At 74.8% G+C, this 26,671-nt stretch carries 22 protein-coding genes; 12 read left to right on the top strand and 10 right to left on the bottom strand.

The annotated features are described in order from the left end of the window. Positions 1–20 precede the first annotated feature (20 nt). Positions 21–2,339 (bottom strand): maltose alpha-D-glucosyltransferase, encoded by a 2,319-nt coding sequence (gene treS / locus DMP15_RS08135; RefSeq protein ID WP_312888814.1) that lies wholly within the window; start codon positions 2,337–2,339, stop codon positions 21–23. A gap of 394 nt (positions 2,340–2,733) precedes the next feature. Between treS and DMP15_RS08130 the strand changes: the two genes are divergently transcribed. From DMP15_RS08130 to glgB, 6 genes are all read left to right on the top strand, one after another. Beyond that, positions 2,734–4,089: a maltokinase N-terminal cap-like domain-containing protein gene (locus DMP15_RS08130; protein WP_253067477.1), complete on the top strand. Its 1,356-nt coding sequence runs from the start codon at positions 2,734–2,736 to the stop codon at positions 4,087–4,089. A 168-nt stretch (positions 4,090–4,257) separates the two neighbouring features. Further along, positions 4,258–4,905, top strand: a complete 648-nt coding sequence (locus DMP15_RS08125) for a DedA family protein (RefSeq protein ID WP_073578481.1) — start codon at positions 4,258–4,260, stop codon at positions 4,903–4,905. Then, positions 4,893–6,140 carry a glycosyltransferase gene (locus DMP15_RS08120; protein WP_161151909.1) on the top strand — a complete coding sequence of 416 codons (1,248 nt, stop codon included), beginning with the start codon at positions 4,893–4,895 and terminating at the stop codon, positions 6,138–6,140. The genes DMP15_RS08125 and DMP15_RS08120 overlap by 13 nt, the downstream gene beginning before the upstream one ends. Further along, positions 6,137–7,000 carry an alpha/beta fold hydrolase gene (locus DMP15_RS08115; protein WP_073578483.1) on the top strand — a complete coding sequence of 288 codons (864 nt, stop codon included), beginning with the start codon at positions 6,137–6,139 and terminating at the stop codon, positions 6,998–7,000. Before DMP15_RS08120 ends, DMP15_RS08115 begins: the two co-directional genes overlap by 4 nt. Beyond that, complete coding sequence (locus DMP15_RS08110) at positions 6,997–8,097, top strand: glycosyltransferase family 4 protein (protein WP_073578484.1); 1,101 nt, start codon at positions 6,997–6,999, stop codon at positions 8,095–8,097. Before DMP15_RS08115 ends, DMP15_RS08110 begins: the two co-directional genes overlap by 4 nt. Positions 8,098–8,262: 165 nt before the next feature. Further along, positions 8,263–10,773, top strand: coding sequence for a 1,4-alpha-glucan branching protein GlgB (gene glgB, locus DMP15_RS08105; RefSeq protein WP_237453761.1), 2,511 nt, complete (start codon positions 8,263–8,265; stop codon positions 10,771–10,773). A 123-nt stretch (positions 10,774–10,896) separates the two neighbouring features. On the opposite strand, the gene DMP15_RS08100 is transcribed toward glgB, so the two are convergent. Genes DMP15_RS08100 through DMP15_RS08090 form a run of 3 tightly spaced genes read right to left on the bottom strand, consistent with a single transcriptional unit; the run spans position 10,897 to position 14,587 of the window. Beyond that, positions 10,897–12,153 carry an MFS transporter gene (locus DMP15_RS08100; protein WP_083659168.1) on the bottom strand — a complete coding sequence of 419 codons (1,257 nt, stop codon included), beginning with the start codon at positions 12,151–12,153 and terminating at the stop codon, positions 10,897–10,899. A gap of 43 nt (positions 12,154–12,196) precedes the next feature. After that, positions 12,197–13,585, bottom strand: coding sequence for a glycosyltransferase family 87 protein (locus tag DMP15_RS08095; protein ID WP_073578486.1), 1,389 nt, complete (start codon positions 13,583–13,585; stop codon positions 12,197–12,199). A gap of 54 nt (positions 13,586–13,639) precedes the next feature. Beyond that, on the bottom strand, positions 13,640–14,587 hold the full coding sequence (locus DMP15_RS08090; RefSeq protein ID WP_237453880.1) for a tetratricopeptide repeat protein: 948 nt from the start codon (positions 14,585–14,587) through the stop codon (positions 13,640–13,642). 472 nt (positions 14,588–15,059) lie between these two features. Between DMP15_RS08090 and DMP15_RS08085 the strand changes: the two genes are divergently transcribed. Further along, positions 15,060–15,305, top strand: coding sequence for a hypothetical protein (locus DMP15_RS08085; protein WP_073578488.1), 246 nt, complete (start codon positions 15,060–15,062; stop codon positions 15,303–15,305). A 163-nt stretch (positions 15,306–15,468) separates the two neighbouring features. On the opposite strand, the gene DMP15_RS08080 is transcribed toward DMP15_RS08085, so the two are convergent. Both DMP15_RS08080 and DMP15_RS08075 read right to left on the bottom strand, forming a co-directional pair. Continuing rightward, entirely contained in the window at positions 15,469–16,272 is an 804-nt protein-coding gene (locus DMP15_RS08080; RefSeq protein WP_073578489.1) for an alpha/beta fold hydrolase, read from the bottom strand. Then, entirely contained in the window at positions 16,269–16,583 is a 315-nt protein-coding gene (locus DMP15_RS08075; RefSeq protein ID WP_073578490.1) for a thiamine-binding protein, read from the bottom strand. Before DMP15_RS08075 ends, DMP15_RS08080 begins: the two co-directional genes overlap by 4 nt. 65 nt (positions 16,584–16,648) lie before the next feature. Here DMP15_RS08075 and DMP15_RS08070 point away from each other — a divergent pair, with 65 nt between their 5' ends. Both DMP15_RS08070 and DMP15_RS08065 read left to right on the top strand, forming a co-directional pair. Next, positions 16,649–17,152, top strand: coding sequence for a MarR family winged helix-turn-helix transcriptional regulator (locus DMP15_RS08070; protein WP_073578491.1), 504 nt, complete (start codon positions 16,649–16,651; stop codon positions 17,150–17,152). A 289-nt stretch (positions 17,153–17,441) separates the two neighbouring features. Beyond that, on the top strand, positions 17,442–18,545 hold the full coding sequence (locus tag DMP15_RS08065; RefSeq protein WP_073578492.1) for a hypothetical protein: 1,104 nt from the start codon (positions 17,442–17,444) through the stop codon (positions 18,543–18,545). A 16-nt stretch (positions 18,546–18,561) separates the two neighbouring features. Here the strand turns inward: DMP15_RS08065 and meaB are convergent, their stop codons facing one another. Together meaB and DMP15_RS08055 are read right to left on the bottom strand one after the other, a co-directional pair. After that, positions 18,562–19,554 (bottom strand): methylmalonyl Co-A mutase-associated GTPase MeaB, encoded by a 993-nt coding sequence (gene meaB, locus DMP15_RS08060; protein WP_062397318.1) that lies wholly within the window; start codon positions 19,552–19,554, stop codon positions 18,562–18,564. Positions 19,555–19,630: 76 nt separating this feature from the next. After that, positions 19,631–20,818: an acetyl-CoA C-acetyltransferase gene (locus tag DMP15_RS08055; protein ID WP_073578592.1), complete on the bottom strand. Its 1,188-nt coding sequence runs from the start codon at positions 20,816–20,818 to the stop codon at positions 19,631–19,633. A gap of 138 nt (positions 20,819–20,956) precedes the next feature. On the opposite strand from DMP15_RS08055, the gene mce reads away from it, so the two are divergent. From mce to DMP15_RS08040, 3 genes are all read left to right on the top strand, one after another. After that, entirely contained in the window at positions 20,957–21,415 is a 459-nt protein-coding gene (gene mce / locus DMP15_RS08050; protein ID WP_062397320.1) for a methylmalonyl-CoA epimerase, read from the top strand. A gap of 189 nt (positions 21,416–21,604) precedes the next feature. Next, positions 21,605–22,936, top strand: coding sequence for a crotonyl-CoA carboxylase/reductase (gene ccrA / locus DMP15_RS08045; protein WP_073578493.1), 1,332 nt, complete (start codon positions 21,605–21,607; stop codon positions 22,934–22,936). Between the two features lie 130 nt (positions 22,937–23,066). Continuing rightward, positions 23,067–24,413 (top strand): hypothetical protein, encoded by a 1,347-nt coding sequence (locus DMP15_RS08040; RefSeq protein WP_139283049.1) that lies wholly within the window; start codon positions 23,067–23,069, stop codon positions 24,411–24,413. Between the two features lie 81 nt (positions 24,414–24,494). Here DMP15_RS08040 and DMP15_RS08035 read toward each other — a convergent pair whose 3' ends face one another. Beyond that, positions 24,495–24,731 (bottom strand): hypothetical protein, encoded by a 237-nt coding sequence (locus DMP15_RS08035; protein WP_083474308.1) that lies wholly within the window; start codon positions 24,729–24,731, stop codon positions 24,495–24,497. Positions 24,732–24,844: 113 nt separating this feature from the next. Continuing rightward, positions 24,845–26,629 (bottom strand): 3-hydroxyacyl-CoA dehydrogenase family protein, encoded by a 1,785-nt coding sequence (locus DMP15_RS08030; protein WP_337825589.1) that lies wholly within the window; start codon positions 26,627–26,629, stop codon positions 24,845–24,847. Between the last annotated feature and the right edge of the window lie 42 nt (positions 26,630–26,671).

Genomic DNA, 26,671 nt, shown 5'->3' with positions numbered 1-26,671 from the left:
CGGCGGACGGGTGTGGGCGCTCAGTCCTCGTCGGCGTCGTCCGCCGGGGGCTCCAGGACCACGGCGGTCGCCCGGAACGGGGCCATCCCGATCCGGAACCCGTTGAGGTCGTCGACGGTGCCGACGGTCTCGCCGGAGAACAGGTCGGTGACCGTCGCTCCCGGCGCCAGGTGCTCGGACCGCACGAACGCGTCCACCTGCTCGTCGGCGAAGTTCAGGACGGTCACGCTGGTCCGGTCGTCGTCGAGCAGGTGCACCATCACCAGCAGGCCGCGGTGCGACACGTCCGGCACGTCGACCTGGCGGGCCGTCGCCACCCCGGAGCGCTTGCGCACGGCCAGGATCGCCTGCATCTGGCGGACGAAGCTGGTCTCCTCGGTCAGCTGGTCGGGCAGCGACCCGTAGAGGCTGCGCCCGCGGGGCATGCCCGACGAGGACCTCTCGGCGTCCGGCCGGTGCCCCATCAGATCGTGCGCCGGCCGCGAGATCCACCGGGTGTCCCCGGAGTTCAGCAGGTCCGAGACCGAGTCCGGCGGCAGCGTCAGCATGCCGAGCAGGTCCCAGCCCGACAGCGCGAACACCCCGGGCTGGAAGGCGTTGAACATGACCAGCAGCAGGTGCACCCGCCGGATGCGCTCGACGTCGTCGGGGCCGATGTCGTCGAGCGCGGAGATGCCGAGCGAGGCGGCGATGACGGTCGCGGTGGTGCAGGCGATCCCGTTCGTCGTGAAGATCAGGTTGTAGGGCGCGTCCGCTCCGGTGAGGACGTCGCACAGGTCGCGGCGGATCGTGTCGGCCAGATCCCCGCCGCGCATGTCCTCGCCGCGGAAGTGGAAGAGCTCGTCGGTGTGTCCCGCGGTCCAGTGCACGAGCTCGTAGGTCAGCTCGTCGTGGTTCTGCAGCGCGTGCACCAGCGACGCCGGGTCGACGCCCAGATCCAGCGCGGTGCGCAGGGTCAGCCGCAGGAACTCGGTGTCCGAGGTCGCGAGCGCGTGGTGGTAGGCGGGGCGGTTGATGAAGTCGTAGGACAGGTCCGCGCCCGCCTCGGAGGTGACCTTGATGTCGTCGACGGTCAGGTTCAGCTCCTGGAAGGTGAACCCGCCGACCTTGCGCACCATGCTCGCGATGAGGTGGTTCGCGGCCTCCGACAGCGGGTGCCCCTCGGACCAGCCGGGGTCCCCGGAGCCCGCCTTCTCCACGCCGAGGAAGCCGTTCGCGTCCAGGCGCAGCGCACCCGAGCCGAGGTCGGCCAGCGAGTGCAGGGCGTCGCCGATGACCATCCGCATGCCCGCGAAGGTCGGGTCCAGCCAGTTGACCGACGGCTGGCCGTCCTTGAAGTAGTGCAGGTACACCCAGCGCCGCACGACGCCGTCGACGCCGGTGACCTCGCCGGTCGCCGACCAGTTGGTCTCCTTCACGCCCTCGCGGTAGAAGATGACCCGCTGCAGCCGGCCGACGATGTAGCCGGCCTTCTCCAGTGCCTCCTCGGTCGCGGCGTCGAGGTTGGCCGAGTCCTTCCCCGGCGGCACGTCCGGCAGCATCCCCCAGTCGGACTGCTCGATCTCCACCATGTGGTAGATGCCCGGATAGTCGCCGTAGGCGAGCTCGGCGAGCCGGAAGTCCGGGCCCTTGCCGGTGTGGCCGGGGACGATGTCGTCGATGATCGTGCCGCCGTGCCAGGTGGCGGTCGCGCACATCGCGCGGAACTCGTCCTCGGTGCCGAAGGCCGGGTCGAGCTCGTTGGAGATGCGGTCGAAGTGGCCGTCGACGCTCGGGGTGGGCTGCCAGCCCGAGAGTCCGCCCGCCTTCTTCACCGGCCCGGTGTGGACGCCCTCGATGCCGATCGTCTCGAACGCCTGCCACAGCTCCTCGTTGCCCAGCGCCGCCAGGAACGACTCGCCGGAGGCGGTGATCAGCGAGATCGGGTAGGCGGTGAACCACACCGACGCCGTCTCGACCGCGTGCCGCGGGCCGGGGCTGGCGTAGGGGTTCTGCCACATCGAGCCCTGCCCGGAGAACTGGCGGGCCAGCTCGTCGGCGTGGCCGAGCATCGACTGGGACAGCAGCCACGACACGTAGACCGGGTTCTCCCCCGACGCCGGGCCGTCCTGCGACACCGACCGGCGCCGCACCGTGGACCGCACCCGGGCGCGGTGACGCAGCGTGCGCGGACGCGCCTCGTGGTAGTACTCGGCGAAGTTCACGTCCGGTGGCTCCGGGACGTGCTCGGCCTCGGCGGGCACCGGTTCGACGGCGGCGAGCGGATCGGCCGGTGCGATCCGGGCCTGGGTCTCCGGGATCGTCGGGGGGATGTCGGCCTTCGGCTCTCGCTCGGTCACGCCGCCGGTCCTCCGGTCGCTGTGGGGGGCAGGTCAGGGCAGGTTCTGGGCATGTCCGGCCCACGGTGCGCCCTGCGACGGCGATCCGCACGCGGGCGCGTGCGCACCGTCGCGGGGTACCCGCGGGCACCGCGTCCAGTATGGGTTTCCCGGCACGGGGATGCCGGACAGAGGCGTGATCACCGCCCGTGACCAACGGGTGGTCGATCCGACACGGACAGTACCGCCCACCCGACCTCCTGACCCGGCCGGGTCGGCCTGTCCCGGTTAGGGTTTTCGCCTGCGGGCCCGGGTGGCGCCGACCGGTACCCCGACGTGGTGCGGGCGGTGGCCGCGACCGGTCCGCGGTGGTGTTCACAGGCCGGGCGGACGCCCGGCAGGAGGGGGACGACGCGTGCGGCCGACCGGAGCTTCCGAGGACCTGACGGCGCTCCCGGGTCTGTTGCGCGACTGGCTGCCCGGGCGTCGCTGGTTCGCCGAGAAGGGGCGTCCGCTGACCGGCGTCGCCGTCGCGTCACGGCACCCGCTGCCCGCCGCCGAGGGTGTCACCGGGCTCGAGGTGCTGATCCTCGCGGTGTCCTTCGCCGACGGTCCGGACCGCCACTACCAGCTGCTCCTGGCCCGCGCCCCGCACGCCCCGGCCGGGGCCGCCCCGATCGGCGACCACGACGGGCAGGTCCTCTACGACGGCCTGCACGACGGGCGCGTCACCGCGCTGCTGCTGCGGCTGATCGCCGAGGGCGCGACCGTCGATGACCTGTCGTTCGTGCCCGAGCCGGGCGCAGACCTGCCGCTGACCGAGACCGGCCGCGTCGTCGACGCCGAGCAGTCCAACACCTCCGTCCGCTGGGGCGAGCGCTCCATCCTCAAGGTCTACCGGCGCCTGTCCCCCGGTCTGAACCCCGATCTGGAGCTGCACCGGGCGCTGCGCGCGGCCGGGTCGACGTCGGTCGCGGCGCTGCAGGGCGGGATCGAGGGTGTCCTCGGCGGCGAGCCCGCCACCTTCGCGCTCCTGCAGGAGTTCGCGGCCGGCTCGCACGACGGCTGGGAGCGGGCCACCGCGGCGGTCCGCGACCGGACCGACTTCACCGGCGACGCCCGCGCGCTCGGTGAGGCGCTCGCCGACGTGCACGTCGCGCTGCGCGCCGAGCTCGGCACCTCCGAGGCCGACCCGCGCGAGCTGGCGGCGTACTGGACCCGGCGGTGCGCCGACGTCGCCGACCAGGTGCCGGTGCTCGCCCCGCACGTGCCCGCGATCCGCGCCGTCTACGACGAGGTGGCCGCGCTGGGCGCGCCCGTCGTCGTGCAGCGGGTGCACGGCGATCTGCACCTCGGGCAGACGCTGCGCCGCCCGGACGGGCGTTGGCTGGTCATCGACTTCGAGGGCGAGCCGGCCGCCTCCCCCGAGGAGCGGCGCGCGCCGGACTCCGCGGTGCGCGACGTCGTCGGGATGCTGTTCTCCTTCGACTACGCCGCCTTCCACCACCTGCTGACCCGGTCCGACACGCCCGGGGCAGGTCTCGGTTCGGACACCACCGAGGCACGCCTCGCTCACGACTGGTCGGCCGCGAACCGTGACGCGTTCTGCGCCGGCTACGCCGCCCGCGCCGGCGAGGACCCGCGCGTGCACGCCGCGCTGCTGCGCGCCTACGAGCTGGACAAGGCCGTCTACCAGGTGCTCTACGAGACCCGCAGCCGTCCGACCTGGCTGCCGATCCCGCTCACCGCGATCGCGCGCGGCACCGCTTAGCACGTCCGGGCCGTCGGCGACACCCGGTGGTCACCGGACCTTCCCGCCGACGACGCCGGGGCGACGCCCGACTCCCCGGGCGGCCTGGCGCGGGATCGTGGAATCCTCCCCGACCAGGAGGACACCCACCGTGAGACGACCACCCCCCACCCGGCCCGAGGACCTCTCGTGACCCCGGCCGGTCTGCTCGGTGCGGACGGTCTGGACGGCGTCCTGGGCCTCGTCCAGCGCCCCGACGGGCCCACGCTCGGCGTGACGCTGGCCGTGCTCTTCCTCGGTGTGCTGGTGGAGGGGCCGGTCGTCAGCGTCGTCGCCGGCTCACTCGCGGGCGCCGGGCTGCTCGACTGGTGGGTGGTGTGGCTGGTGGCGTTCGCCGCCGACGTCGTCGCCGACACCGCCTTCTACGTCCTCGGCCGCGGCGGGCGCCGCCCGGCCATCGCTCCGCTGCTGGTCCGGCTGGGTCTGACCGAGCGTCGCTGGGACGCACTGCGCGCGAAGGTGGGGGGCCGTCCGGGCCGGTTGGTGCTGGGCGCGAAACTGGTGGACGTCGGCGCGATCCCCGCGTTCCTGGCCATCGGCCTGGCCGGGGTGTCGTACCGGCGATTCGTGGCCTGGGTGGTCCCGCTGACGGCGGTGCGTTCGGCACTGCTGGTCGGGATCGGCTGGGTGGTCGGGGGCCGGTTCGCCGCGGAGCTGGCCGACCGGCCGTGGATCATCGTGGCGGTGGGGCTGGGCGTGGGCCTGGTGCTCGTGGCCGGGCGCGCGCTGTGGGTGCGTGCCAGGACCTCGCGGAAGGAGAACGTGTGCGCGTCCTGATCGGGGCCGACACCTGGGCACCGGACGTCAACGGGGCCAGCTACGCCGGACAGCGGCTGGCGGCCGAGCTCGCCGCCCGCGGGCACGAGGTGCACGTGGTCGCACCGTCGCGCGGCCTGCGCAGCCTCCCGCCGCGCCGGGTCGGGCCGGTGACCGAACACCGGGTCCGCTCCTGCCGCGTCCCCAAGCCGCCGGACTTCCGGCTCTGCCCGCCGCCCGGGCTGCGCCGGACCTGCCGCGCGATCCTGCGCCGGGTCCGGCCCGACGTCGTGCACGTGCAGAGCCACATGGTGCTGGGGCGGATGCTGCTCACCGCGGCCGCCGACCTCGGCGTCCCGTCGATGGCGACCACGCACATGATCCCGGAGAACATCATCCCGGCGATCAGCTTCCTGCACCTGCCGGAGTCCGGGCTCAAGAAGCTGTTCTGGTGGGACGCGGTGCGCGTGCTCAGCCGGGCCGGGCTGGTCACCGCACCCACCCCGCTGGCCGCGTCGATGGCCGAGCAGGGCGGCGTCCCCGGCCCGGTGCTGCCCGTGTCCAACGGCCTGGACCTGGGCCGCTTCCGGCCCGACACCACCGGTCGCGGGCCCGCGTTCCGCGCCCGGCACGGCATCGCCGAGGGGGTGCCGCTGGTCGGCTTCGTCGGGCGGCTGGACCGGGAGAAGCACGTCGACGAGCTGGTCCGCGCCACCGCGCTGCTGCGTGCCGGTGCCGTGCCCGACGCGCAGCTGGTCGTCGTCGGCGACGGCGAGGAGCGGGCCCGGCTGGGCGCCCTGGTCCGCGCCGAGCACCTGGAGCACGCGGTCACGTTCACCGGCCGGCTCACCGACGACGAGATCCCCGACGTCTACCCGGCCCTGGACGTGTTCGTGAACGCCGGCACCGCCGAGCTGCAGAGCCTGGTGACGCTGGAGGCGATGGCGACCGGGAAGCCGGTCGTCGCCGTCGACGCGGGTGCGCTGCCGCACCTGGCCCGCCCCGGGGTGAACGGCTGGCGCTACCCCCACGGCGACGTCGCCGCGCTCGCCGACCGGCTGGCCCGGGTGCTCGACGACCCCGACGGCGCGGCCGAGCTGGGGGCAGCGAGCCTGCAGATCGCCTCCGAGCACTCACTGGCGACCACGGTGGACACCTTCGAGGAGCTGTACCGGACGAAGGCCCGCCCGGTCGTGCCGGTGCGCGCGTTCCGCTCGGCACGCCGCGCCCGCCGGCACGCGGACACCCGGCGGTGACCGCGACGCCGTCGCCCGCCCTCGCGGTGGCCTCTCCCGTGCACGTCGTCGACGGCGCGCCCACCGTCGTGCACACCCTCGGGGACCCGGACGGGGCGCCGGTGCTGGCGCTGCACGGGCTGCGCGGCAGCCACCACGGGCTCGCGCCGCTGGCGTCGCGACTGGCCGGGTACCGCGTCGTCGTGCCGGACCTGCCCGGGTTCGGGGCGTCGCCGGCGTTCACCGACCGCACCCACGACGTCGACGGCTACGCCCGCTGGGCCTCGGCGCTGCTCGCCGACCTCGGCCCGGACACGGTGCTGCTGGGGCACTCGTTCGGGTCGATCGTGGCCGCGGCCGTCTGCGCCGCCGCCGCGACCACCCCGCGGGCGCTGGTCCTGGTCAACCCGATCGCCGAGCCCGCCTCGGACGCCGGCGGCGTCACCGGCCTCGGGACGGCCGCCACCGCGCTGCTGCACTCCGGTGCCGCCCGGCTCGGCCTCGACGGCCTGCTGCGCCACCGGCTGCTCGCGGACGCCGCGACCGTCTCCATGACCACCACCCGCGACCCGCTGCTGCGTCACTGGATCTCCGACGAGCACCGCGCCCACTTCGGCACCTTCGCCACGACGGCGTCGCTGCTGGAGTGCCTCCGCGCCGCCGGTTCCGGCTCGGTGCGCCCCTGGGCGCCCCGGATCACGGTGCCGACACTGCTGCTGGCCGGGGCCCGCGACCGGGTCGCCCCACCGGCCGGGCAGCACGCGCTCGCCGCCGCCTTCGCCGACGCCCGGCTGGTCCTGCTGCCGCGTACCGGCCACCTCCTGCACTACGAGGCCCCCGCGTGGGCGGCCCGCGAGATCCGGGGTTTCGTGGCGCGGTGAGGGTGCTCGTCGACTGCCGCTACATCCGTCCCGGACGCCCGGACGGCATCGGCCGCTACACCACCGGGCTGGTCCGCGCGCTGGACCGGATCGCCCCGGTGGAGCTGCTGGTGTCCGACCCGCGCCAGCGCGACGGGCTGCCCGACCGGCCCGCGCACACCCTGCCCGCCCCGACCGGGGCCGGGGAGCCGCTGGTCGCGCGGCGGGTGAACCGGATCGTCGCCGGGTCACCCGATGCGGTCGTCTTCAGCCCGATGCAGACGATGGGCACGCTCGGACGCCGCTACGCGGTGGTGCTCACCGTGCACGACCTCATCTACTACCGGCACCCGGCGCCGCCGCCGTGGCTGCCCGCGCCGGTGCGGGCGGTGTGGCGGGCCTACCACCTGTCGTGGTGGCCGCAGCGACTGCTGCTGGCCGGCGCCGACGCCGTCGCATGCGTGTCCGGCGCGACCGCGGGCCTGATCGCGGCGCACCGGCTGTCCCGCCGCGAGGTCGCCGTCGTCCCGGACGCCACCGACTTCCACCTGCCGCCCGGCACGCCGACGCGGTCCCGGCCGCCGGGGAACCGGATCGTCTACGCCGGGTCGTTCATGCCCTACAAGGACGTCGCGACCCTGGCCCGGGCCGCGGCCCGGCTGCCCGGCCACGAGCTCCACCTGGTCTCCCCCGTCCCGCCCGGGGTGCGCACGGAGCTGGAGCGGCTCGCCGCGCCGGCCCGGCCGGTGTTCCACGACGGCGTCGACGACGACGGCTACCGCGCCCTGCTCGACGGCGCCACCGCGCTGGTCTCCGCCTCCCGCGACGAGGGGTTCGGGCTCCCGGTGCTGGAGGCCATGGCGCGGGGCTGCCCCGTCGTCGTCACCGACATCCCGGCCTTCCGCGAGGTCGCGGGCGACGCCGGGGTGTTCGTCGCGCCGGGCGACGACGCCGGGTTCGCCGCCGCCGTGCGCGCGCTGGACACGACGTGGACGCAGCGCTCCGACGCGGTGCGCGCCCGGGCCGCCGAGCAGACCTGGGACGGCGCCGCCGGCGCGCTGCAGGCGGTCCTGGAACGGGCGCTGGCCCGTCACCGGCGCCGGCGCGGGCGGGGATGACGCGCCCCCGCTCACGCTCGACTGCGATCCGGCAACACTGTGCGACCGCGCGCGGCGGGCGTTCGTCACCCGCAGTACGGTTCCGCAGTGACCTCCGAGGAGACCCGAGCGACCCGCTCCGAGACCGATGCGTACGCACCGGACCAGGCGACGACCGACCGGCTCCTGGGCGGTGCCCACCACGACCCCCACTCGGTGCTCGGCGCGCATCCGCACGTCGACGGCACCGTGGTCCGTGTCCTGCGGCCGCACGCCGTCTCGGTGGCGGTGCTGCCCAACGGTGACCGCGCGCAGGCCTGCGAGCTGACCAGGGTGCACGACGCCGGACTGTTCTCCGGCCTCGTCCCCGGCTCCGGCGGCGACTACCGGCTGCTCGTGACCTACGGCGACGGCGCCGGCGGCACGACCGAGCAGACGGTCGACGACCCGTACCGCTGGCTGCCGACGCTCGGCGACATGGACCTGCACCTCATCGGCGAGGGACGGCACGAACGCCTGTGGGACGTCCTCGGCGCACACGTCCGGGACTACGACACCCCCTCCGGCCCGGTCGCCGGGACCAGCTTCGCCGTCTGGGCGCCGAACGCCCGCGGTGTGCGGGTCACCGGTGACTTCGACGGCTGGGCCGGCTGGACGCTGCCGATGCGCTCGCTGGGCAGCTCCGGGGTCTGGGAGGTGTTCCTGCCCGGCGTCGGCGTCGGCGACCGCTACAAGTTCCGCATCCTGGGCCCCGACGGCCGGTGGCGGGACAAGGCCGACCCGATGGCCTTCGCCACCGAGATCCCGCCGCAGACGGCGTCGGTCGTGACCCGCGACGTCCACGAGTGGACCGACGACGCGTGGATGGCCGACCGCGCGCAGCGCCGACCGCACGCGGAACCGATGAGCGTCTACGAGATGCACCTCGGTTCCTGGGTGCCGGGGCTGGACTACCGCGAGATCGCCGAGCGGCTGGTGGCCTACCTGGACACCACCGGGTTCACCCACGTCGAGCTGCTGCCGGTGGCCGAGCACCCGTTCGGCGGGTCCTGGGGCTACCAGGTGACCTCGTACTTCGCCCCGACCTCGCGGTTCGGCACGCCCGACGACTTCCGGTACTTCGTCGACCGGCTGCACCGCGCGGGCTACGGCGTGATCGTCGACTGGGTGCCCGCGCACTTCCCGCGCGACGAGTGGGCGCTGGCCCGCTTCGACGGCACGGCCTGCTACGAGCACGCCGACCCGCGCCGCGGCGAGCAGCCCGACTGGGGCACGCTCGTGTTCGACTTCGGCCGCAACGAGGTGCGCAACTTCCTCGTCGCGAACGCGCTGTACTGGCTCGAGTCGTTCCACATCGACGGCCTGCGCGTCGACGCGGTCGCCTCGATGCTCTACCTGGACTACTCCCGTGCCGACGGCCAGTGGCTGCCCAACGTCCACGGCGGCCGGGAGAACCTCGACGCGGTGGCGTTCCTGCAGGAGATGAACGCGACGGTCTACCGGGAGCACCCGGGAGTCGTCACGATCGCCGAGGAGTCCACCGCCTGGCCGGGCGTCACCCGGCCCACCTACATGGGCGGTCTCGGGTTCGGGCTCAAGTGGAACATGGGCTGGATGCACGACACGCTCGACTACACCGGGCGCGACCCCATCCATCGCAGCTACCACCACAACCAGATGACCTTCTCGCTGATGTACGCGTTCAGCGAGAACTACGTGCTGCCGATCAGCCACGACGAGGTCGTGCACGGCAAGGGGTCGCTGTGGACCCGGATGCCCGGCGACGACTGGAACAAGGCCGCCGGGGTCCGCGCACTGCTGGCCTACATGTGGGCGCACCCGGGCAAGCAGCTGCTGTTCATGGGCGGCGAGTTCGGGCAACCGCGCGAGTGGTCCGAGCAGCGGTCGCTGGACTGGCACCTGCAGAGTGACGACCCGCTGCACGGCGGGATCACCACCCTCGTCGGGGACCTGAACCGGACCTACCGCGCGCAGTCCGCACTGTGGTCGCGCGACACCACCCCGGACGGCTTCGGCTGGATCGACGCCAACGACGCGCAGGGCAACGTGTTCTCGTTCCTGCGCCACGGCGTCGACGCCGAGGGCCGCGCCACCGTGCTGGCCTGCGTCGCGAACTTCTCCGGCTCCCCCCGCGAGGACTACCGGGTGGGGCTGCCGTTCGCCGGGAACTGGACCGAGGTCGTCAACACCGACGCGTCGGCCTACGGCGGGTCCGGGGTGGGCAACCTCGGGCGGGTCAGGGGCGAGCAGGTCATGTGGCACGGCCAGCCCGCCTCGGCGGTGCTGCGGCTCCCGCCGTCGGGTGTGCTGTGGCTGGTGCCGGAGGAGACCGGCGGCCCGGTGCTGTCCGCCCCGACGCAGGAGGCGGCCCCGGCCGCGACGGTCCCGCCGCCGCTGCCGGCCGCCGCGCTGCCCGACGAGCCGGAGGACACCGACGTCGAGGCGCCGGTGACCCCGGACGACGACCTGCGGGTCTCCGCCGCCCCGGCGGACCCGGCCGACCTCGTCGACCCGGGGCCGGACGACTCCGGTGACGTCCCGGACGCCGGTCAGGTGTCCACCTCGGTCGCGCCCGCACCCGGCACCGTCGGTGTCCGGGCGGTGCGCACCGGGACGTTCGTCAACGGGAGCTCCGGGACGGGCGCGTCGGACACCGGGACCACCGCGGGCGACTGATCTCCGCCGTGCGACCGGTCCGGCCCCTCGCCGGGCCGGTCGCGGGCAGGCGGACGGTCGCCGTCGACCGGTGACCTGCGCGACGGCTCGTCGTCGGGGCCCATCCAGACGCGCGCCATCGGCTCACCCCGTCACGCGCCGGTCGCCGGGTACGGCCAGTACCGCCAGGGCCCCCAGCGCGGCGACCGCCCCGAACGCGAAGAAGCCCCACGGGTAGGCGAGGCCCGCAGTGAGCAGCACACCGCCGAGGAGGGGCCCGCAGATCGCGCCGAGCCGGCCGATCCCGCTGGCCGCCCCGAGCGCCGAGGCCCGCGCGTGGTCCGGGTAGTGCCGGCTGACGAACGCGTAGACCAGCACCTGCGAGCTGAACACGAACACGCCCGCGAGCAGGACGCTCACGTAGATCCCGCCGCCGGGCAGCGGCACCGCGAGCAGCGCCAGGAAGACCGCGCCCGCGACGAACCAGCCGACCGTCGCCGTGCGCAGCCCGATCCGGTCGGCGACCCGGCCCGCGACGAGCAGACCGACGATCGCGCCGACGTTCAGCACGAGCAGCTGGGCCAGCGCCGCGTCGAGCCCGTACCCGGCGACCCGCATGATCTGCGGCAGCCAGGTGTTGAGGCCGTACACCAGCAGCAGCCCCATGAACGAGGCGACCCAGAACGCGACCGATGAGCGCAGGTAGCCGTCGCGGACGAGCTGGGCGACCGGGTTGCGCGACCGTGGCCCGGCCGGTGCGGCCGTCGCGCGGGCCTCGGCGGGCAGCGTGTCCGGCAGGTACCGGGCCAGCAGCGGGACCAGCACGATCGCCGGGAGCGCACCGAGCACGAACATGGGCCGCCAGCCCCAGACCGGGATGACCAGGATCCCGAGCAGCGAGGTCGCGACGGCTCCGACGTGGTAGCCGGTCATCAGGGTCGTGGTCGCGCTGCCGCCGCGCCCGGGTCCGCTGTGCTCGTTCACCATCGCCAGCGCCACCGGCAGCACCCCGCCCAGGCCGAGCCCGGCCAGGAAGCGCAGTGCGCCGAACGTCCACGGGCCGGTCGCGACCGCGCACAGCAGCGTCAGCACGGAGAACGCGACGACGGTCGCCAGCATCGCCCGGCGCCGTCCGACGAGGTCGGCGAGCGGGCCCGCGGAGAGGGCGCCGGCCATCACACCGAGCAGCCCGGCGGTGGACACCAGCGACGCCGTCGCCGGGGTCAGGCCCCAGGCGGGCTCCTCCAGCAGCGACGGCAGCACGACGCCGAGCACCACCAGGTCGAAGCCCTCGAGCGCCACCGCCGCCCAGCACAGTGGGGCCACCCAGCCCCCGTGGCGGACGGCGCCGGGGGCGGTGGTGGGTCCGCGGGCGGGGTCGGGCCGTGACGTCTGCGCCATCCGGGAGCCTCCTTGCGTCTCGGGTGGCGCGGAGTCTGGACCGTCAGGCCGGTGCGCGGGCCGACTCTTCCGCAGAGCGGAAGGACCCGCCGGGGACCGGTCCGGTCGCCGGACGCAGCAGTGACCACCATGTCACCAGGAGCACCGCCGTGTAGAGCGCCCGCCCGAGCGGGGTCGCCCAGCCGCCGTCGGCCCACAGGTCCGACCAGCTCACCGGGACGACGGCGAGACACCCGATCGCGACGACGACCCGGCGGCGGGTGTCCCCCGCCTCCCCGGACGCGACGAGCGCCAGCAGCCCGGGCACGAGCAGCAGCAGGTAGTTGTGCCACGCGATCGGCGCGGCCAGCAGACCGGTGGCGAGCACCGCGAACAGCGCCGTCCCGCCCGGGTCGGTGCCCACGGCCGGGCCGGCTCCGTGCCGGCGGGTACGCCGCCCGAGGTGGACGAGCGTGCCGGCCGCGACCGCCGCGCCCACGAGGGCCCCGACGACGGTCGGGATCCCCCAACGCAACGCCTGGCCCGGGAGCGACGCGTTGTCCGGGGTGGGGCCGACCGGCTCGGCCAGCGCCATCGCCAGCCACTGGAACGCCGTCGGCCACCCGGCGACGGCGACGCCGACGAGCGTCGCGACCGCCGCGGCGGCGATCCCGGCCGCGAACGGCCGCCACCGGGCCTGCACGGCGGGGAGCAGCAGCACCGGCGCGAGCGAGGGCTTGAGGGCGACCGTCACGCCGTAGCAGGCGGCGGCCAGCACCGGGTGCCCGCGCCGTTCGGCGACCCAGCCCGCGGTCAGCCCGGCCAGCAGCAGCGGGTAGATCTGGCCCAGCAGCAGCGTCCCGTGCAACGGCGACGACGCCAGCACCACCACGAGCGCGCCGGTCGTCCAGCGGCGGCCCAGCCGCAGCTCCCGGCAGACCAGCAGCACCGACCCGGCGACGAGCAGCACCGACAGGGCCGTCAGCAGCCGGTAGCCGGTGACCGGGTCGAGCAGGGCCAGCGGCGCGAGCAGCACCGACAGCAGCGGCGGGTTGAGGTTGTGCAGGCGGGCGCCGGTGTCGTAGATCGCGGCGCTGCCCGGGCCGTGCTGGACCAGCGCGTGCGCCGAGGCCCGGAAGGTGTCGAAGTCGACGTGCATCCGCGCGATGTCGGTCGCCGGGATCCAGCGCAGCAACGGCGGGCCGCCCAGCAGGAACAGCAGTGCAGCGGCCACCAGCGCGGCGACGGCGACGATCGGCGCCCCCGCCCGGGCGAGGCGGTGCACGGCGTCGCGCGCCGCGTGCGCCCGCCGCGCCGTCCGCCCGGTCCACCCCGTCCGCACGGGGTCCGCCGCGGCGGGGCCCGACCGGAGGTCCGCGGTCACCGCGTGGCCCGCCGGCCGGCCGCGGCCGATGCGGCCCCGGTCCTCGTGGGCGCCGGATCCGGCGGCCACGGGGTCCGCGGGCGGACCACCGGCGGCCGGTGGGTCATCGGGGAGGAACCCGGCTCAGAACAGGGCGCGGGCGAGCGCGCGCCGGGCCGTGGCGACCCGCGGGTCGTCGGCCGGGAAGAGCTCGAAGAGCCCGACGAGGTGCCCGCGGGCCCGGTCACGGTCCTCGCCCCCGGTCCGGGCGACGGTGCCGACCAGCCGGGTGAAGGCGGCCTCGACCCGGTCGGCGGCCAGCTCGGCGTCGGCCGCGGCGAGCTGGGCGTCGACGTCGTCGGGCGCGGCGTCGGCCCGCTCGATCGACGACGGGTCGGCCTGCTCGGCACGGGCGAGGAAGCGGACCTGCGCCAGCGCCGCCTTCGCCTGCTCGTTGGCGGGCTCGGAGTCGAGGATCCCGGTGTAGGCGGCCTCGGCGGCGGCGTAGTCACCCTGTTCCAGGGCGTCCTCGGCTGCGGTGAAGCGCGGGTCCTCGGGCTCCTCGACGGGCTCGTCCGAACCGGCTGCGGCCGCCCGGCGCTCACCCTCGGCGATGGCCGGCATCCGGTCGCGCAGCGCGTCGAGCAGGGACGTCACCCATTCGGCCACCCGGTCCTCGGGGATCGCACCGTTGACCGCGTCGACCGGCTGACCGCCGACGAGCACGACCAGCATCGGGACCTGCTGCACGCCGAAGGCCTGGGCGACCCGGGGCTGGGTGTCGATGTCGACCCGGGCCAGGCGCCAGGCGCCGCCGCCGGTCGAGGCGAGCCGCTCCAGCTCGGCCGACAGCTGCTCCTCGCGCGGGTAGCGGCTGGCCCACAGCTCGACGACGACCGGGACCTGCAGCGACGGCTCGAGGACCTCGTTCTGGAAGCCCTGCTCGGTCGCGTCGACGACCCAGGAGCCCTCGCCCCCGCCGGTCGCGGGTGGACCACCCGCGGCACCGCCGGACGGGGCGGGACGATTCGCCGCATCGGCACGGGCCTTCAGCCCGGAGAGGTCGACCGCCCCGGCCATGGCCGAGGACATCGCCGCACGCTGGGCCGCCTGACGAGGATCTGGGCGAGACACGCCGTCCATCCTGGCACGTCCGTGTGTCCGGCGTGACACGCCCCGCCCGGTGACACGCGCCCCCGCGCGACGCGTGCGCCCCGGCCGGTCGGCGTCATCCCCTCGCCGACTCGGGCCCTGTCCGCTTTTGGCCCGTTCCCTCCCCACCCCCGGGCGACGCTCCCCGGCCGGCCGCCCCTGTGCCGTTCGGTCGCCGGCCCGGCCCGCGGTACGGGGCCGCACGACCGGGGGCGAGGACGACGGTGCTCCCACGATCACCGGACCGGCGGAGCAACACCGGGCGTCGTCACTCGTTGAACACCCTGCAGGGACTCGATGCTGACTCTGCGTGACCGCGGCGGGGCGTTCCCCCGGTTGCCCCACCCCGCGGTTCCCTTCCCCGACAGAACGACCGCCGGCACCCCGGCGCACAACGGAGGGCTCCAACCCGATGAGCAACATGCAGACGACCGACAAGCCGACCCTGGCCTACGCGTCGCTGGCGCTGGGCATCATCGCGATCGCCGCGTTCCTCGTCCCGATCGCCGCCTGGATCCTGGGTGCCGCGGGCCTGGTCGCCGGCTTCCTCGCCTACCGCAAGCCGGGCATGGCCAAGCTCGCCCAGATCGGCATGACCGTCAGCTTCGTCGGCATCCTCGCGGGCGTGTACTACTTCTCGACGATCATGGCGGGCTGACGACGGCCCTCCTCGCGGTACGCCGCGACGACGACACGGCCTCCGGACCCGGTCCGGATGCCCGACGGCCGGTGACGGGTCTCCCGTCACCGGCCGTCGTCGTCCCGGCCCCCGGCGCTCCGGTGACCCCGCCCCGGTGCGCGTCGGCCGGCGGGGCCCGTCGTCAGGCCGGCGCGGCGAGCCCGGCCAGCAGCTCCGCCGTCTCCTCCGGCCGGGTGAGCATCGGGAAGTGCCCGCCCGCGAGCTCCACGAGCCGCGCCCCGACCCGGTCCGCCTCCCGCCGTCCCGCGACGGGGCTGACGACCCGGTCCTCCGCGCACACCACAGACACCGTCGGCACCGCGGGCCACGACGACACCGGGCACGGCTCGGCGAGCAGCGACCAGTCCTGCGGGCGCAGCTCCGCCGCCGCGTCCGCGACCACGGCCCGCCCGTCGCGTCCCGCCGCGTCGAGCTCGTCGGCGACGCCCCGGTAGAGCCCGTCGGCGACCGCCCGTGCGTCCGGCCAGTACGTGCTGACCCCCGGGCCGCGACGGACCTCGGCGTCGTAGCCGGCGACCATCAGGTCGCGCTCGGCACGCATCCGGTCCCGGTAGGGACGACCCGGCTCGGGGACGAGCGCCGCGACCAGGACCAGCGCCCGGACCCGGTCGGCGATCCGGTCGGCGGCCGCGGTGGCCACGAGGCCGCCGAGCGAGTGGCCGACCAGCACGACCGGCGGACCGTCGCCCCGGGGACCGGGCCCGCCCGGCCCGTCGCCGGCCCCGGACAGGACCGCGCCGACGAGCTCGGCGTGGCCGACCCCCGGCTCGTCGGACGGGAGGTCCGGCGCGACCGCCGCCACACCCCGGGCCGCCAGTGCCTCGGCCACCGGCGCCCACGACACCCCGCGGTGCCAGGCGCCGTGGACCAGCACGACCCGTGCCGGACCGGGTCCCCCGGCCCCCGGTCCGGCCGGGGCGCTCACGCGCCGCCCCCGCGCAGGTGCTCCTCGACCCGCTCCACCTTGGCCTGCAGCTGCCCCTGGTACCCGGGCCGGATGTCGGCCTTGAGGACCAGGCTGACCCGCGGCGACACGGCGGTGACGGCCTCGACGGCGCGCTTGACCACCGCCATCCCCTCGTCCCAGGTCTCGGACTCGATCGTGGTGAACATCGAGGTGGTCTCGTTCGGCAGACCGGACTCGCGGACCACCCGGACGGCCTCGGCGACGGCCGCACCGACGCTGCCGTCCCCGGAGTCCGATCCGGACGGGGCGATGCTGAAGGCGAAGAGCATGCCGACACCGTGCCACGCCCGGCGTGCGGAACGGATCCGGTCACGGCACTTGCTAGCGTCGGGCCATGGCATCCCGCGGGTCGCTCCCCTTCGACCCGATCCAGCGTGCGGCCGAGCTCTGGGAGGAGCGGGTCGGCCCCGCGCGCACGATGGCGACGGTCACCAGCGTGATGCGGGTGCAGCAGATCCTGCTCTCCGCCGTCGACACGGCGCTCCGGCCGCACGGGCTGACCTTCGCCCGCTACGAGGCCCTGGTGCTGCTGGACTTCGCGCGCCGCGGCAGCCTCCCGATGCGGGTGATGGGCGAGCGCCTGCAGCTGCACCCGACGAGCGTGACCAACATCGTCGACCGGCTGCAGGGCGACGACCTCGTCCGGCGGGTGCCGCACCCCACCGACCGCCGCGCCACCCTGGTCGAGCTGACCACCGAGGGGCGTGCCCGGCTGGAGAAGGCCACGGCCGCGGTGACCGGCATCGACTTCGGCCTGTCCGGGCTGGACCCGGCCGAGGAGGAGCAGCTGACCGCGCTGCTGCGCTCGGTGCGCCGCGCCGCCGGCGACTTCGCCTGATCCGCGCACCTCAGCCGGCCCGTCTCCGCCGTCGCGGCCCGCCCGGTGGCGGACCGCCGTGTCCCGGGCCGCGCCAGCTGCGCATCACCGATCCGCGGGGCGGCCGGGGCCACAGCATCCGCCGCACCGCGGCCCGCCCGGCCAGCGCTCCGCTGAGGCCGGACAGACCCACGCACGCCAGGTAGTCGATGAGGTCCACGGGCACGCTCCGGAGGTTTCGGGGGTGGTGGTGACGCGGGTTGCGTCAACGGTGTTGACCCTACGACGGGGCACCGACAGAATCGGTCGCGTGCACGCTCCACCGCCCTCTGCCGACCGGCCCTCCCCCGCCCGGCCCGGTACCGGCGCGGCGCTGCGGGCGGCGCGCGACCGGCGGGGCTGGTCCCAGTCCGAGGCGGCCCGCGCGCTGGCCGCGCTCGTCGCCGGGAGCGGCGGCACCGCGCGGGCCGCGAGCCTGAAGACCCAGCTGTCGCGCTGGGAGAACGGCCACGCGGTCCCGGACGCCGCGCACCGCGCACTCCTGGCCGAGCTGTACGACAGCACCCCCGCCGGGCTCGGCCTCGCCGACGCGACCGGACCGGACCCCCTCGACGGGGCGGCGCGGCTGCGTGCGGCGCTGGAGCGGGCCGCCGCCGTCGGGGAGGAGGAGCTGGACCTGCTGCGCGCCCAGTGGGCCGCCACCACCGCGCTGGACGACCGGCTGGGCACGGCCGCCGCCCACGACGCGGTGGCCGCCGTGGTCGCCCAGCTGCGCGAGCCGGCCGCGCACGCGCGGGACCCGCGCCGGGTGCGGGCGCTCACCGGGCTGCTCGCCGCGGCCGCGCTGCGGCTCGGGGACCAGGAACGCGACCGTGCCGCCCCGGACCGGGCGTGGGCGGCCTACGTCGAGGCGGAGTCCGCCGCCCTGCGAGCCGGTGACCCGGGCACCGCGGACGAGGCCCGGCACCGGCGGGAGCGGCTGCTGGCCGAGCTGCCGGCCGTCGACGCGCAGGACGGTGCTCCGCATCCGGTCGGAGCGCACGGCGCCACCGGACGGCGCGCGACCACCTCGACGGGCGCCGCCGGGCCCGGGGAGGCCGCCCCCGGGGGCGAGGCCGGACACAGCGGCGGGACCGGACACAGCGGCGGGACCGGACGGGCCGGCCCCGGGCCCTGCCCGACCATCGACGTCCACACCGCCCCCGCGTGGCTCACCGTCGCCGACGGCCCGCCGCAGAGCCCGGTCCGCGAGCGCACCGACCTCGCCCTGGACGAGGTGCTCGCCGCCCTGCGCGACGGCGACGGCCCCGCCGCGCGGGCCGCCCACGCCCGGGCCCGGGCACTCGCCCTGCGCAGCGGGTCGCAGCGCGTCCTCGACCGGCTCGCGACGCTGCCCGGGGCCACGCCCCCCTGACCGGGGGGGCATCGGCTCAGCCCGACTGTTCCAGCAGCTCGTCGGCGGCGGCCCACGGGTCCAGCTCGCCGCCCAGCACCCGCTCGGTGAGGGTGTCGAGCGCGTCGCCGCCACGCACCCGTTCCATCCGGGCCCGGACCTGTTCCATCCCGATGCCCTCGATCTCACGGCGCGCCCGCTCGCGGCGCCGCCGCTCCCGTTCACCGGACTTCTCGGCCCAGGCGAGGTGCTCGTCGAGGGCGTCGGCGACGGCCCCGATCCCCTCCGAGCGGGACGCGACCGTCGAGAGCACCGGCGGCTCCCACGGCTCGGTGCCGATGCTCGTTCCGCCTGCGCTCCTCCCGGCGCCGTCCGGGGTGCGCAGGTGGAGCATGTTCCGCAGCTCCCGCACCGTGCGGCGGGCCCCCTCGCGGTCGGCCTTGTTGACCACGAAGACGTCGCCGATCTCCAGGATCCCGGCCTTGGCCGCCTGGATGCCGTCGCCCATCCCGGGCGCGAGCAGCACGACGGTGCTGTCGGCGAGCCCGACGATCTCCACCTCGGACTGCCCGACACCGACGGTCTCGATCAGCACGACGTCGCAGCCCGCGGCGTCGAGTACCCGCAGGGCCTGCGGCGTCGCCCAGGACAGCCCGCCCAGGTGCCCGCGGGTGGCCATCGACCGGATGAAGACGCCGTCGTCGTCGGCGTGGTCGCCCATCCGCACCCGGTCGCCCAGCAGCGCCCCGCCGCTGAACGGTGAGGACGGGTCCACCGCCAGCACCCCGACCCGGCGTCCGCGCGTCCGCAGCTCGGTGACCAGCGCCGACGTCGACGTCGACTTGCCCACCCCCGGGGACCCGGTCAGCCCGACGACGTGCGCGCGCCCGGTGTGCGGCGACAGCGCCGCCGACACCTCCCGCAGCTGCGGGCCGGCGTTCTCCACCATCGAGATGAGCCGGGCGACGGCGAGCTGTTCGCCGCGGCGAGCGCGTTCCACGAGGTCGCGGGGGTCCGGCGGTCCGGGCACGGTCGGCCTCCTTGTCGGGGGGGCGGATGCACGTCGGCCCCCGCCGAGGCGGGGGCCGACGTGCATCACACGGAGATCAGGCCTGGGGGACGCGCACGATCAGCGCATCGCCCTGACCACCGCCGCCGCACAGCGCGGCCGCACCGACGCCGCCGCCGCGCGCCTTGAGCGCGAGCGCCAGGTGCAGCGCGATCCGCGCGCCGGACATGCCGATCGGGTGGCCGAGGGCGATGGCGCCGCCGTCGACGTTCACCTTCTCCTCGTCGATGCCGAGCTTGCGGGCGGAGACGATGCCGACCGCGGCGAAGGCCTCGTTGATCTCGACGAGGTCGAGGTCGGCGGGCTGGATGCCCTCCTTCTCGCACGCCTTGGCGATCGCGTTCGCGGGCTGCTCGTGGAGCGAGGCGTCCGGACCGGCGACGACGCCGTGGGCGCCGATCTCGGCGATCCAGTCCAGGCCCAGCTCCTCGGCCTTGGCCTTGCTCATCACGACCACGGCGGCCGCGCCGTCGGAGATCTGGGAGGCCGACCCCGCGGTGATGGTGCCGTCGGCGGCGAAGGCGGGCCGGAGCTTGCCGAGGCTCTCGGCGGTGGTGTCGCCGCGCACGCCCTCGTCGGTCGAGAAGACGACCGGGTCGCCCTTGCGCTGCGGGATCTCGACCGGGGCGATCTCCTGGTCGAACGTGCCGTCCTGCGCGGCGCGGGCGGCGCGCTGGTGCGAGCGGGCGGAGAAGGCGTCCTGCTCCTCGCGGGTCAGGCCGTAGCGCTCGTTGTACTTCTCGGTGGAGGCACCCATCGCGACCTGGTCGAACGCGCAGAACAGACCGTCGTAGGCCATGTGGTCGGTGAGGGTGGCGTCACCGAACTTGGTGCCCTCGCGGGACTTGGTGAGCAGGTGCGGGGCCTGGGTCATCGACTCCTGGCCACCGGCGACGACGATGTCGAACTCGCCGGCGCGGATGAGCTGGTCGGCCAGCGCGATGGCGTCGACGCCGGACAGGCAGACCTTGTTGATGGTCAGCGCCGGGACGTCCATCGGGATGCCGGCCTCGACGGCGGCCTGACGCGCCGGGATCTGTCCCGCGCCGGCGGTGAGGACCTGACCCATGATCGTGTACTGGACCTGGTCGGGGGCCACACCGGCGCGCTCGAGCGCGGCCTTGATGGCCACGCCGCCCAGCTGGGCCCCGGAGAAGCCCTTCAGGGAGCCGAGCAGACGGCCCATCGGGGTGCGGGCGCCGGCGACGATCACGGTTCCGGACACGGGGTCCTCCATCAGGCTTCGTTGTCAGGTGGGCCGCCACCATACCCACGGCCACGACCCGTCCGGACGCACCGAACGGTGGGGGTGACCAGTGGCACAGGCACCTACCGACGAGTAGAACCGGTAGCTTGTGCCCCCATGACGACAACCGAGGACGCCCTGTCGCCGCTGGTCGTGGCCGTGGACCACGTGGGCATCGCGGTGCCCGACCTGGACGAGGCCATCCGCTGGTACGCGGAGAACCTGGGCCTGGTCGCGGTGCACACCGAGACCAACACCGAGCAGGGCGTGCGCGAGGCCATGCTCGGGGCGCCCGGCGAGGCGGCCGGCGCCACGAAGGTGCAGCTGCTCGCCCCGCTGAACGAGGACTCCACGATCGCGAAGTTCATCGGGCGCAACGGCCCGGGGCTGCAGCAGGTCGCCTACCGGGTCACCGACGTCGCCGCCGCGGCGGACGCGCTGCGGGCGAAGGGCCTGCGCCTGCTCTACGACGCCCCGCGCCGCGGCACCTCGAACTCGAAGGTCAACTTCGTGCACCCGAAGGACGCCGGCGGAGTGCTGGTCGAGCTCGTCGAGCCGGCCGCGGACGCGCACTGACGGACGAGGCACGACCCCGTCCCGAAGGACAGTACGCACGTCCGGTGGGGTGCATCACGAAGCGCACTTCGGGTATCACCCTCACCGGCGACCTACGGTTAAGATACTACGCAGTAACTTGCGGTATCCCAAGCATCATCGGGTGAGCCCACCCGACTCCCCTGACAACGTCGCCATCGGAGGCCAGCAGTGAAGGACATCCGCGACGCCATCCTCGCCGGACAGTTCACCGACGTCGGAGGCCTGGAGGTGCCCGAGCACTACCAGGGCGTCACCGTCCGCGCCGAGGACGCGGACATGTTCGAGGGTCTGACCACCAAGGAGAAGGACCCGCGCAAGAGCCTGCGCGTCGAGGACGTCCCGGTCCCCGAACTCGGCCCCGGTGAGGCGCTCGTGGCCGTCATGGCCAGTGCGATCAACTACAACACCGTCTGGACCTCCATCTTCGAGCCGGTCTCGACGTTCAGCTTCCTCAAGCGCTACGGCAAGCTCTCGCCGCTGGCCAAGCGGCACGACCTGCCCTACCACGTGGTCGGCTCCGACCTCGCCGGCGTCGTCGTGCGGACCGGGCCGGGCGTGAACAGCTGGAAGCCGGGCGACCAGGTCGTCGCGCACTGCCTCTCGGTCGAGCTGGAGAGCCCGGACGGGCACTCCGACACGATGATGGACCCGGAGCAGCGCATCTGGGGCTTCGAGACCAACTTCGGCGGCCTCGCCGAGCTGGCCCTGGTCAAGTCCAACCAGCTGATGCCGAAGCCGGACCACCTCACCTGGGAGGAGGCCGCGTCCCCGGGCCTGGTCAACTCCACCGCCTACCGCCAGCTGGTGTCGAAGAACGGCGCCGACATGAAGCAGGGCGACGTCGTGCTGATCTGGGGCGCCTCCGGCGGCCTCGGCTCCTACGCCACCCAGTTCGCCCTCAACGGCGGCGCCACCCCGATCTGCGTCGTCTCCTCGGAGGAGAAGGCCCAGATCTGCCGCGACATGGGCGCGGAGCTGGTCATCGACCGCAACGCCGAGGGCTACAAGTTCTGGAAGGACGAGACCACCCAGGACCCGAAGGAGTGGAAGCGGCTCGGCGCGAAGATCCGCGAGCTCACCGGCGGCGAGGACCCCGACATCGTCTTCGAGCACCCGGGCCGCGAGACCTTCGGCGCCTCGGTCTACGTCACCCGCAAGGGCGGCCAGATCGTCACCTGCGCCTCGACCTCGGGCTACATGCACGAGTTCGACAACCGCTACCTGTGGATGAACCTCAAGCGGATCGTCGGCTCGCACTTCGCGAACTACCGCGAGGCCTACGAGGCCAACCGGCTCGTCGCCAAGGGCATGATCCACCCGACGCTGTCGCGGGTGTACCCGCTGACCGAGACCGGCCAGGCCGCCAACGACGTCAAGCAGAACCTCCACCAGGGCAAGGTCGGCGTGCTCGCGCTGGCTCCCGAGGAGGGCCTCGGTGTCACGAACCCGGAGAAGCGCGAGAAGCACCTGTCCGGCATCAACCGGTTCCGGGGCGTCTGACCCCCGATCGGTCGTCCGGAGGCCCCGTCCGTGTCACACGGACGGGGCCTCTGTCCATAGCGGGGTGAACCCCGTGACCCTCGGTGCGAACTCACGGCTGTGGAACGTCGGCGACGGTACGGTGAACGACATGGCCGGTGACCACGATGTGCCCGTACCCCGGACCGGTTTCTCGATCGCGCGCCGCGGCTACGACCAGGCGCAGGTCGACAGCCACCTGCGCCGGCTCGACGCCGAGGTGCGCATGCTGGCGGCCGACCGTGACGCGGCGGTCGCCCAGAACACCCGGCTGAGCCGCGAGCTCGACGACGCCCGTACCCGCGCCGAGGCCATGCAGCAGCAGGTCAACCGGCTCGCCGGCCCGCCGCAGAGCGTGCAGGGCATGAGCGAGCGGCTCCGGTCGATGTTGCGTCTCGCCGAGGACGAGGTCGCCGAGATGCACGCCGCGGCGGACCGCGAGATCGCCGAGAAGCGCCGCCGGGCCGAGGAGCACGCCCGCACCGTCGTCGAGGACGCGCGCGTCCGGGCCGAGCAGACCCTCGCGCAGGCCGAGGCCACGGCCGCGGAGGCCGCGCACCGGTCCGCCGAGCGGGAGCGCGCCGTCGAGGAGAAGCAGTCCCGCGTCGAGCGGGAGCTGGCCGCGCTGCGTGAGCGCACCGAGGCCGAGCTCGCCGAACGGCGACGCGTCACCGAGGCCGAACTGGTCGAGCAGCGCACGACGACCGAGCGCGACCTCGCCGAGCAGCGCAGCTCCACCGAGCGCGAGCTCACCGAGGCCGAGCGCACCGTCACCGCCCGGATCACCCGCGCCGACACCGAGGCGCGGGAGAACCGCGAGCAGGTCGAGCACGACTTCCGGATCGCGATGGACCAGCGCCGTACCGAGGCGCTGACCTCGCTGTTCGCCGAGCGCGACGCGCTCGAGGCCGACATCTCGCGCCGTGAGCGCGAGGCCGCGGAGCGGATCCGCCGCGACCTGGACCAGGCCCGCGCCGACGGCGAGAAGATCCGGTCCGACGCCCGCCGGGACGCCGAGGAGACCACCTCCGCCGCCCAGCGCCGCGTCGAGCAGCTCATCGGGCTGCGCGCCCGGGTCGCCGAGCAGCTGCGTGGCGCGCGGTCGCTCATCGAGTCCGGCGTCGACGACCTCGATGCGGGCCCGGCCCTGACCGACCTGCCCGCCGACGAGCCGCCCGCGGGGCAGGCCCCCGTCGAGCAGCCCCCGGCCGGGATCACCGAGCCGCGGACCACCGTGGCTCCCGCCGCGCCGGGCGCGGCCGACACCCCCGCGAGCACGCCCCGCACGGTCGAGGAGGCCGTCACGGCGAAGGAGCGCCGGTCCGCCGCCGCGGAGAGCGAGCCGGAGCCCCCGGCCGGGCCGGCGGGCAGCGGGAGCTCCGGGTCCGGCCGCCCCCGGCCCTCGCCGCGGGCCCGCAGCAGCTACGGCGGCAGCAAGCGCACCGCACGCACCCGCTGAGCGGGACCCGTCCGCGCGGCGCGGGACCGCCGGGAGCCGCACCGCGCCGCCCGGTACCGCCGGGAAGCGGCACCGCGCCGCTCAGTGCCGCCGGAAGCCCGCCCGCCGACGGTCGCGCGCGTTCCAGCACGGCAGGTGCCAGTGCCGCCGCTCCTCGACCCCGCGGCCGTCCTCGGCCGGCCAGGTCACCACGTGCGGCATCCCCGAGGGCAGCAGCTGGTCGCAGCCGGGGCACCGGTAGTGCTTCACGGTGGTGCCGCCCGGCACCCGGCGGACGTAGTGCTCGCCGTCGCGGCCGCTCTCCAGGTCGGTCGTCATGCCGCTGCCCAGCGGTGGTGCGACGGGACGGCCCCGCCCCCGTTCCGAGGGGCGGGGCCGTCGCGCACGCCGTCCTGCCATGTCCCCCAGTGTCCCAGGGGTGTCGGGATCCCTCAGCGCTTGGTGTAGTCCCGGAAGCCGTGACCGGTCTTGCGCCCGAGCCGGCCCGCGGTGACCAGGTGTTCCAGCAGCGGCGCGGGGGCGAACCCGGCCTGGTGGAACTCCGCGTGCAGCGAGCGCTGGATCGCCAGCGACACGTCGAGACCGACGACGTCGAGCAGCTCGAACGGGCCCATCGGCAGCGCACAGCCGGTCTTCATCGCCGCGTCGATGTCGTCGGCGGTCGCGTAGTGCGCCTCCAGCATCTTGACCGCGTCGTTCAGGTACGGGAACAGCAGCGCGTTGACGATGAACCCGGCCCGGTCACCGCAGCTGACCGGGACCTTCTTCAGCTTCTGGCACACGTCGAGGACCGTGGCGGCCACATCGCGCGAGGTGCCGATCGTGGACACCACCTCGACCAGCTTCATCACCGGTGCGGGGTTGAAGAAGTGCATGCCGATCACGTCGCCGGGGCGGCTCGTGACCGCGGCGCACTCGACGACGGGCAGCGAGGACGTCGTCGTCGCCAGGATCGCGCCGGGCTTGCAGATCTCGTCGAGCGCGCCGAACATCGCCCGCTTGACGTCGAGCTCCTCGGCGACGGCCTCGACGACGAGGTCGACCTCGGCCATGTCCTCCAGCGCGGTGGTGCCGCTGATCCGGGCGAGGACGGCGTCGCGGCCCGCCTCGTCCAGCTTGCCGCGCGCGACCGCCTTGTCCAGGGACTTGCGCACCAGCGCGACCGAGCCCTCGACCTTGGTGTCGCTGCGCCCGCGGACGACGACGTCGTAGCCGGCCTTGGCGAACACCTCGACGATGCCCGAGGCCATGGTGCCGGTGCCGATCACGCCGACCCGCGCCACGTCGCGCAGGGTCACGTCGTCGGGCACGGCCGAGGCCGGGGTCTCACCGTCGGCGACGACGGTGGAGCTGTGCGGGGCGGAGTAGGTGTAGAAGCCGCGCCCGGTCTTCCGGCCGAGCAGCCCGGCGGTGATCATCTGCTTGAACACCGGGTTCGGCGCGTGCATCAGGTTGCGCGACTCGCCGTACATCGTCTCGAGGATCTCGTAGGCGGTGTCGAGGCCGATGAGGTCGAGCAGGGCCAGCGGGCCCATCGGGTAGCCGCAGCCGTAGCGCATGCCGGCGTCGAGGTCCTCGCGGCTGGCGTAGCGCTCGGCGTACATCTTCGCCGCGTGGTTCAGGTAGCCGAACAGCAGCGCGTTGGCGATGAAGCCGGCGCGGTCGCCGATGACGACCGGGACCTTGCCGAGGGAGTCGGCGAACGCCTGGACGTCGGAGATGACGTCGGGCTCGGTGACGACGGTCCGCACGACCTCGACCAGCTTCTGCACCGGTGCCGGGTTGAAGAAGTGCATCCCGACGACCTTGCCGGGGCGCGTGGTGCGCACGGCCAGCTCGGTGACCGACAGCGACGAGGTGTTCGAGGCGAGGATGGTGTCCTCGGCGACGACCTTGTCGACCTCGGCCAGCAGCGCGGTCTTGGCGTCCAGGCTCTCCGGGATGGCCTCGACGACCAGCTGCGCCGGCGCCAGGTCGGCCAGGGTGGTGGTCACCGTGATGCGACCGAGGAGCTCGTCGGCCTGCTCACGGGTGAGCTTGCCGCGCTCGATGGCGCGGTCGGTCGAGGCCGCCAGGTGGGCCCGGCCACGCTCCCCCGCCGCCTCGTCCACCTCGACGGCGACCACGTCGAGACCGTTGCGGGCGAAGACCTCGACGATGCCCGCCCCCATCGTGCCGAGGCCGACCACTCCGACGGTCCGGAACTCACGTGCCACGCTGCAACCTCCTGGTTCGACAACCCTGTCTTCCGCGTCGTC

Origin of the sequence: Pseudonocardia sp. UM4_GMWB1 (genome assembly GCF_017312155.1) — a bacterium.
In the GTDB taxonomy this organism is placed as follows: Bacteria; Actinomycetota; Actinomycetes; order Mycobacteriales; family Pseudonocardiaceae; genus Pseudonocardia; species Pseudonocardia alni.
The sequence above is the reverse complement of the archived record's forward strand: the minus strand, read 5'-3'. Positions and strand labels throughout refer to the sequence as shown.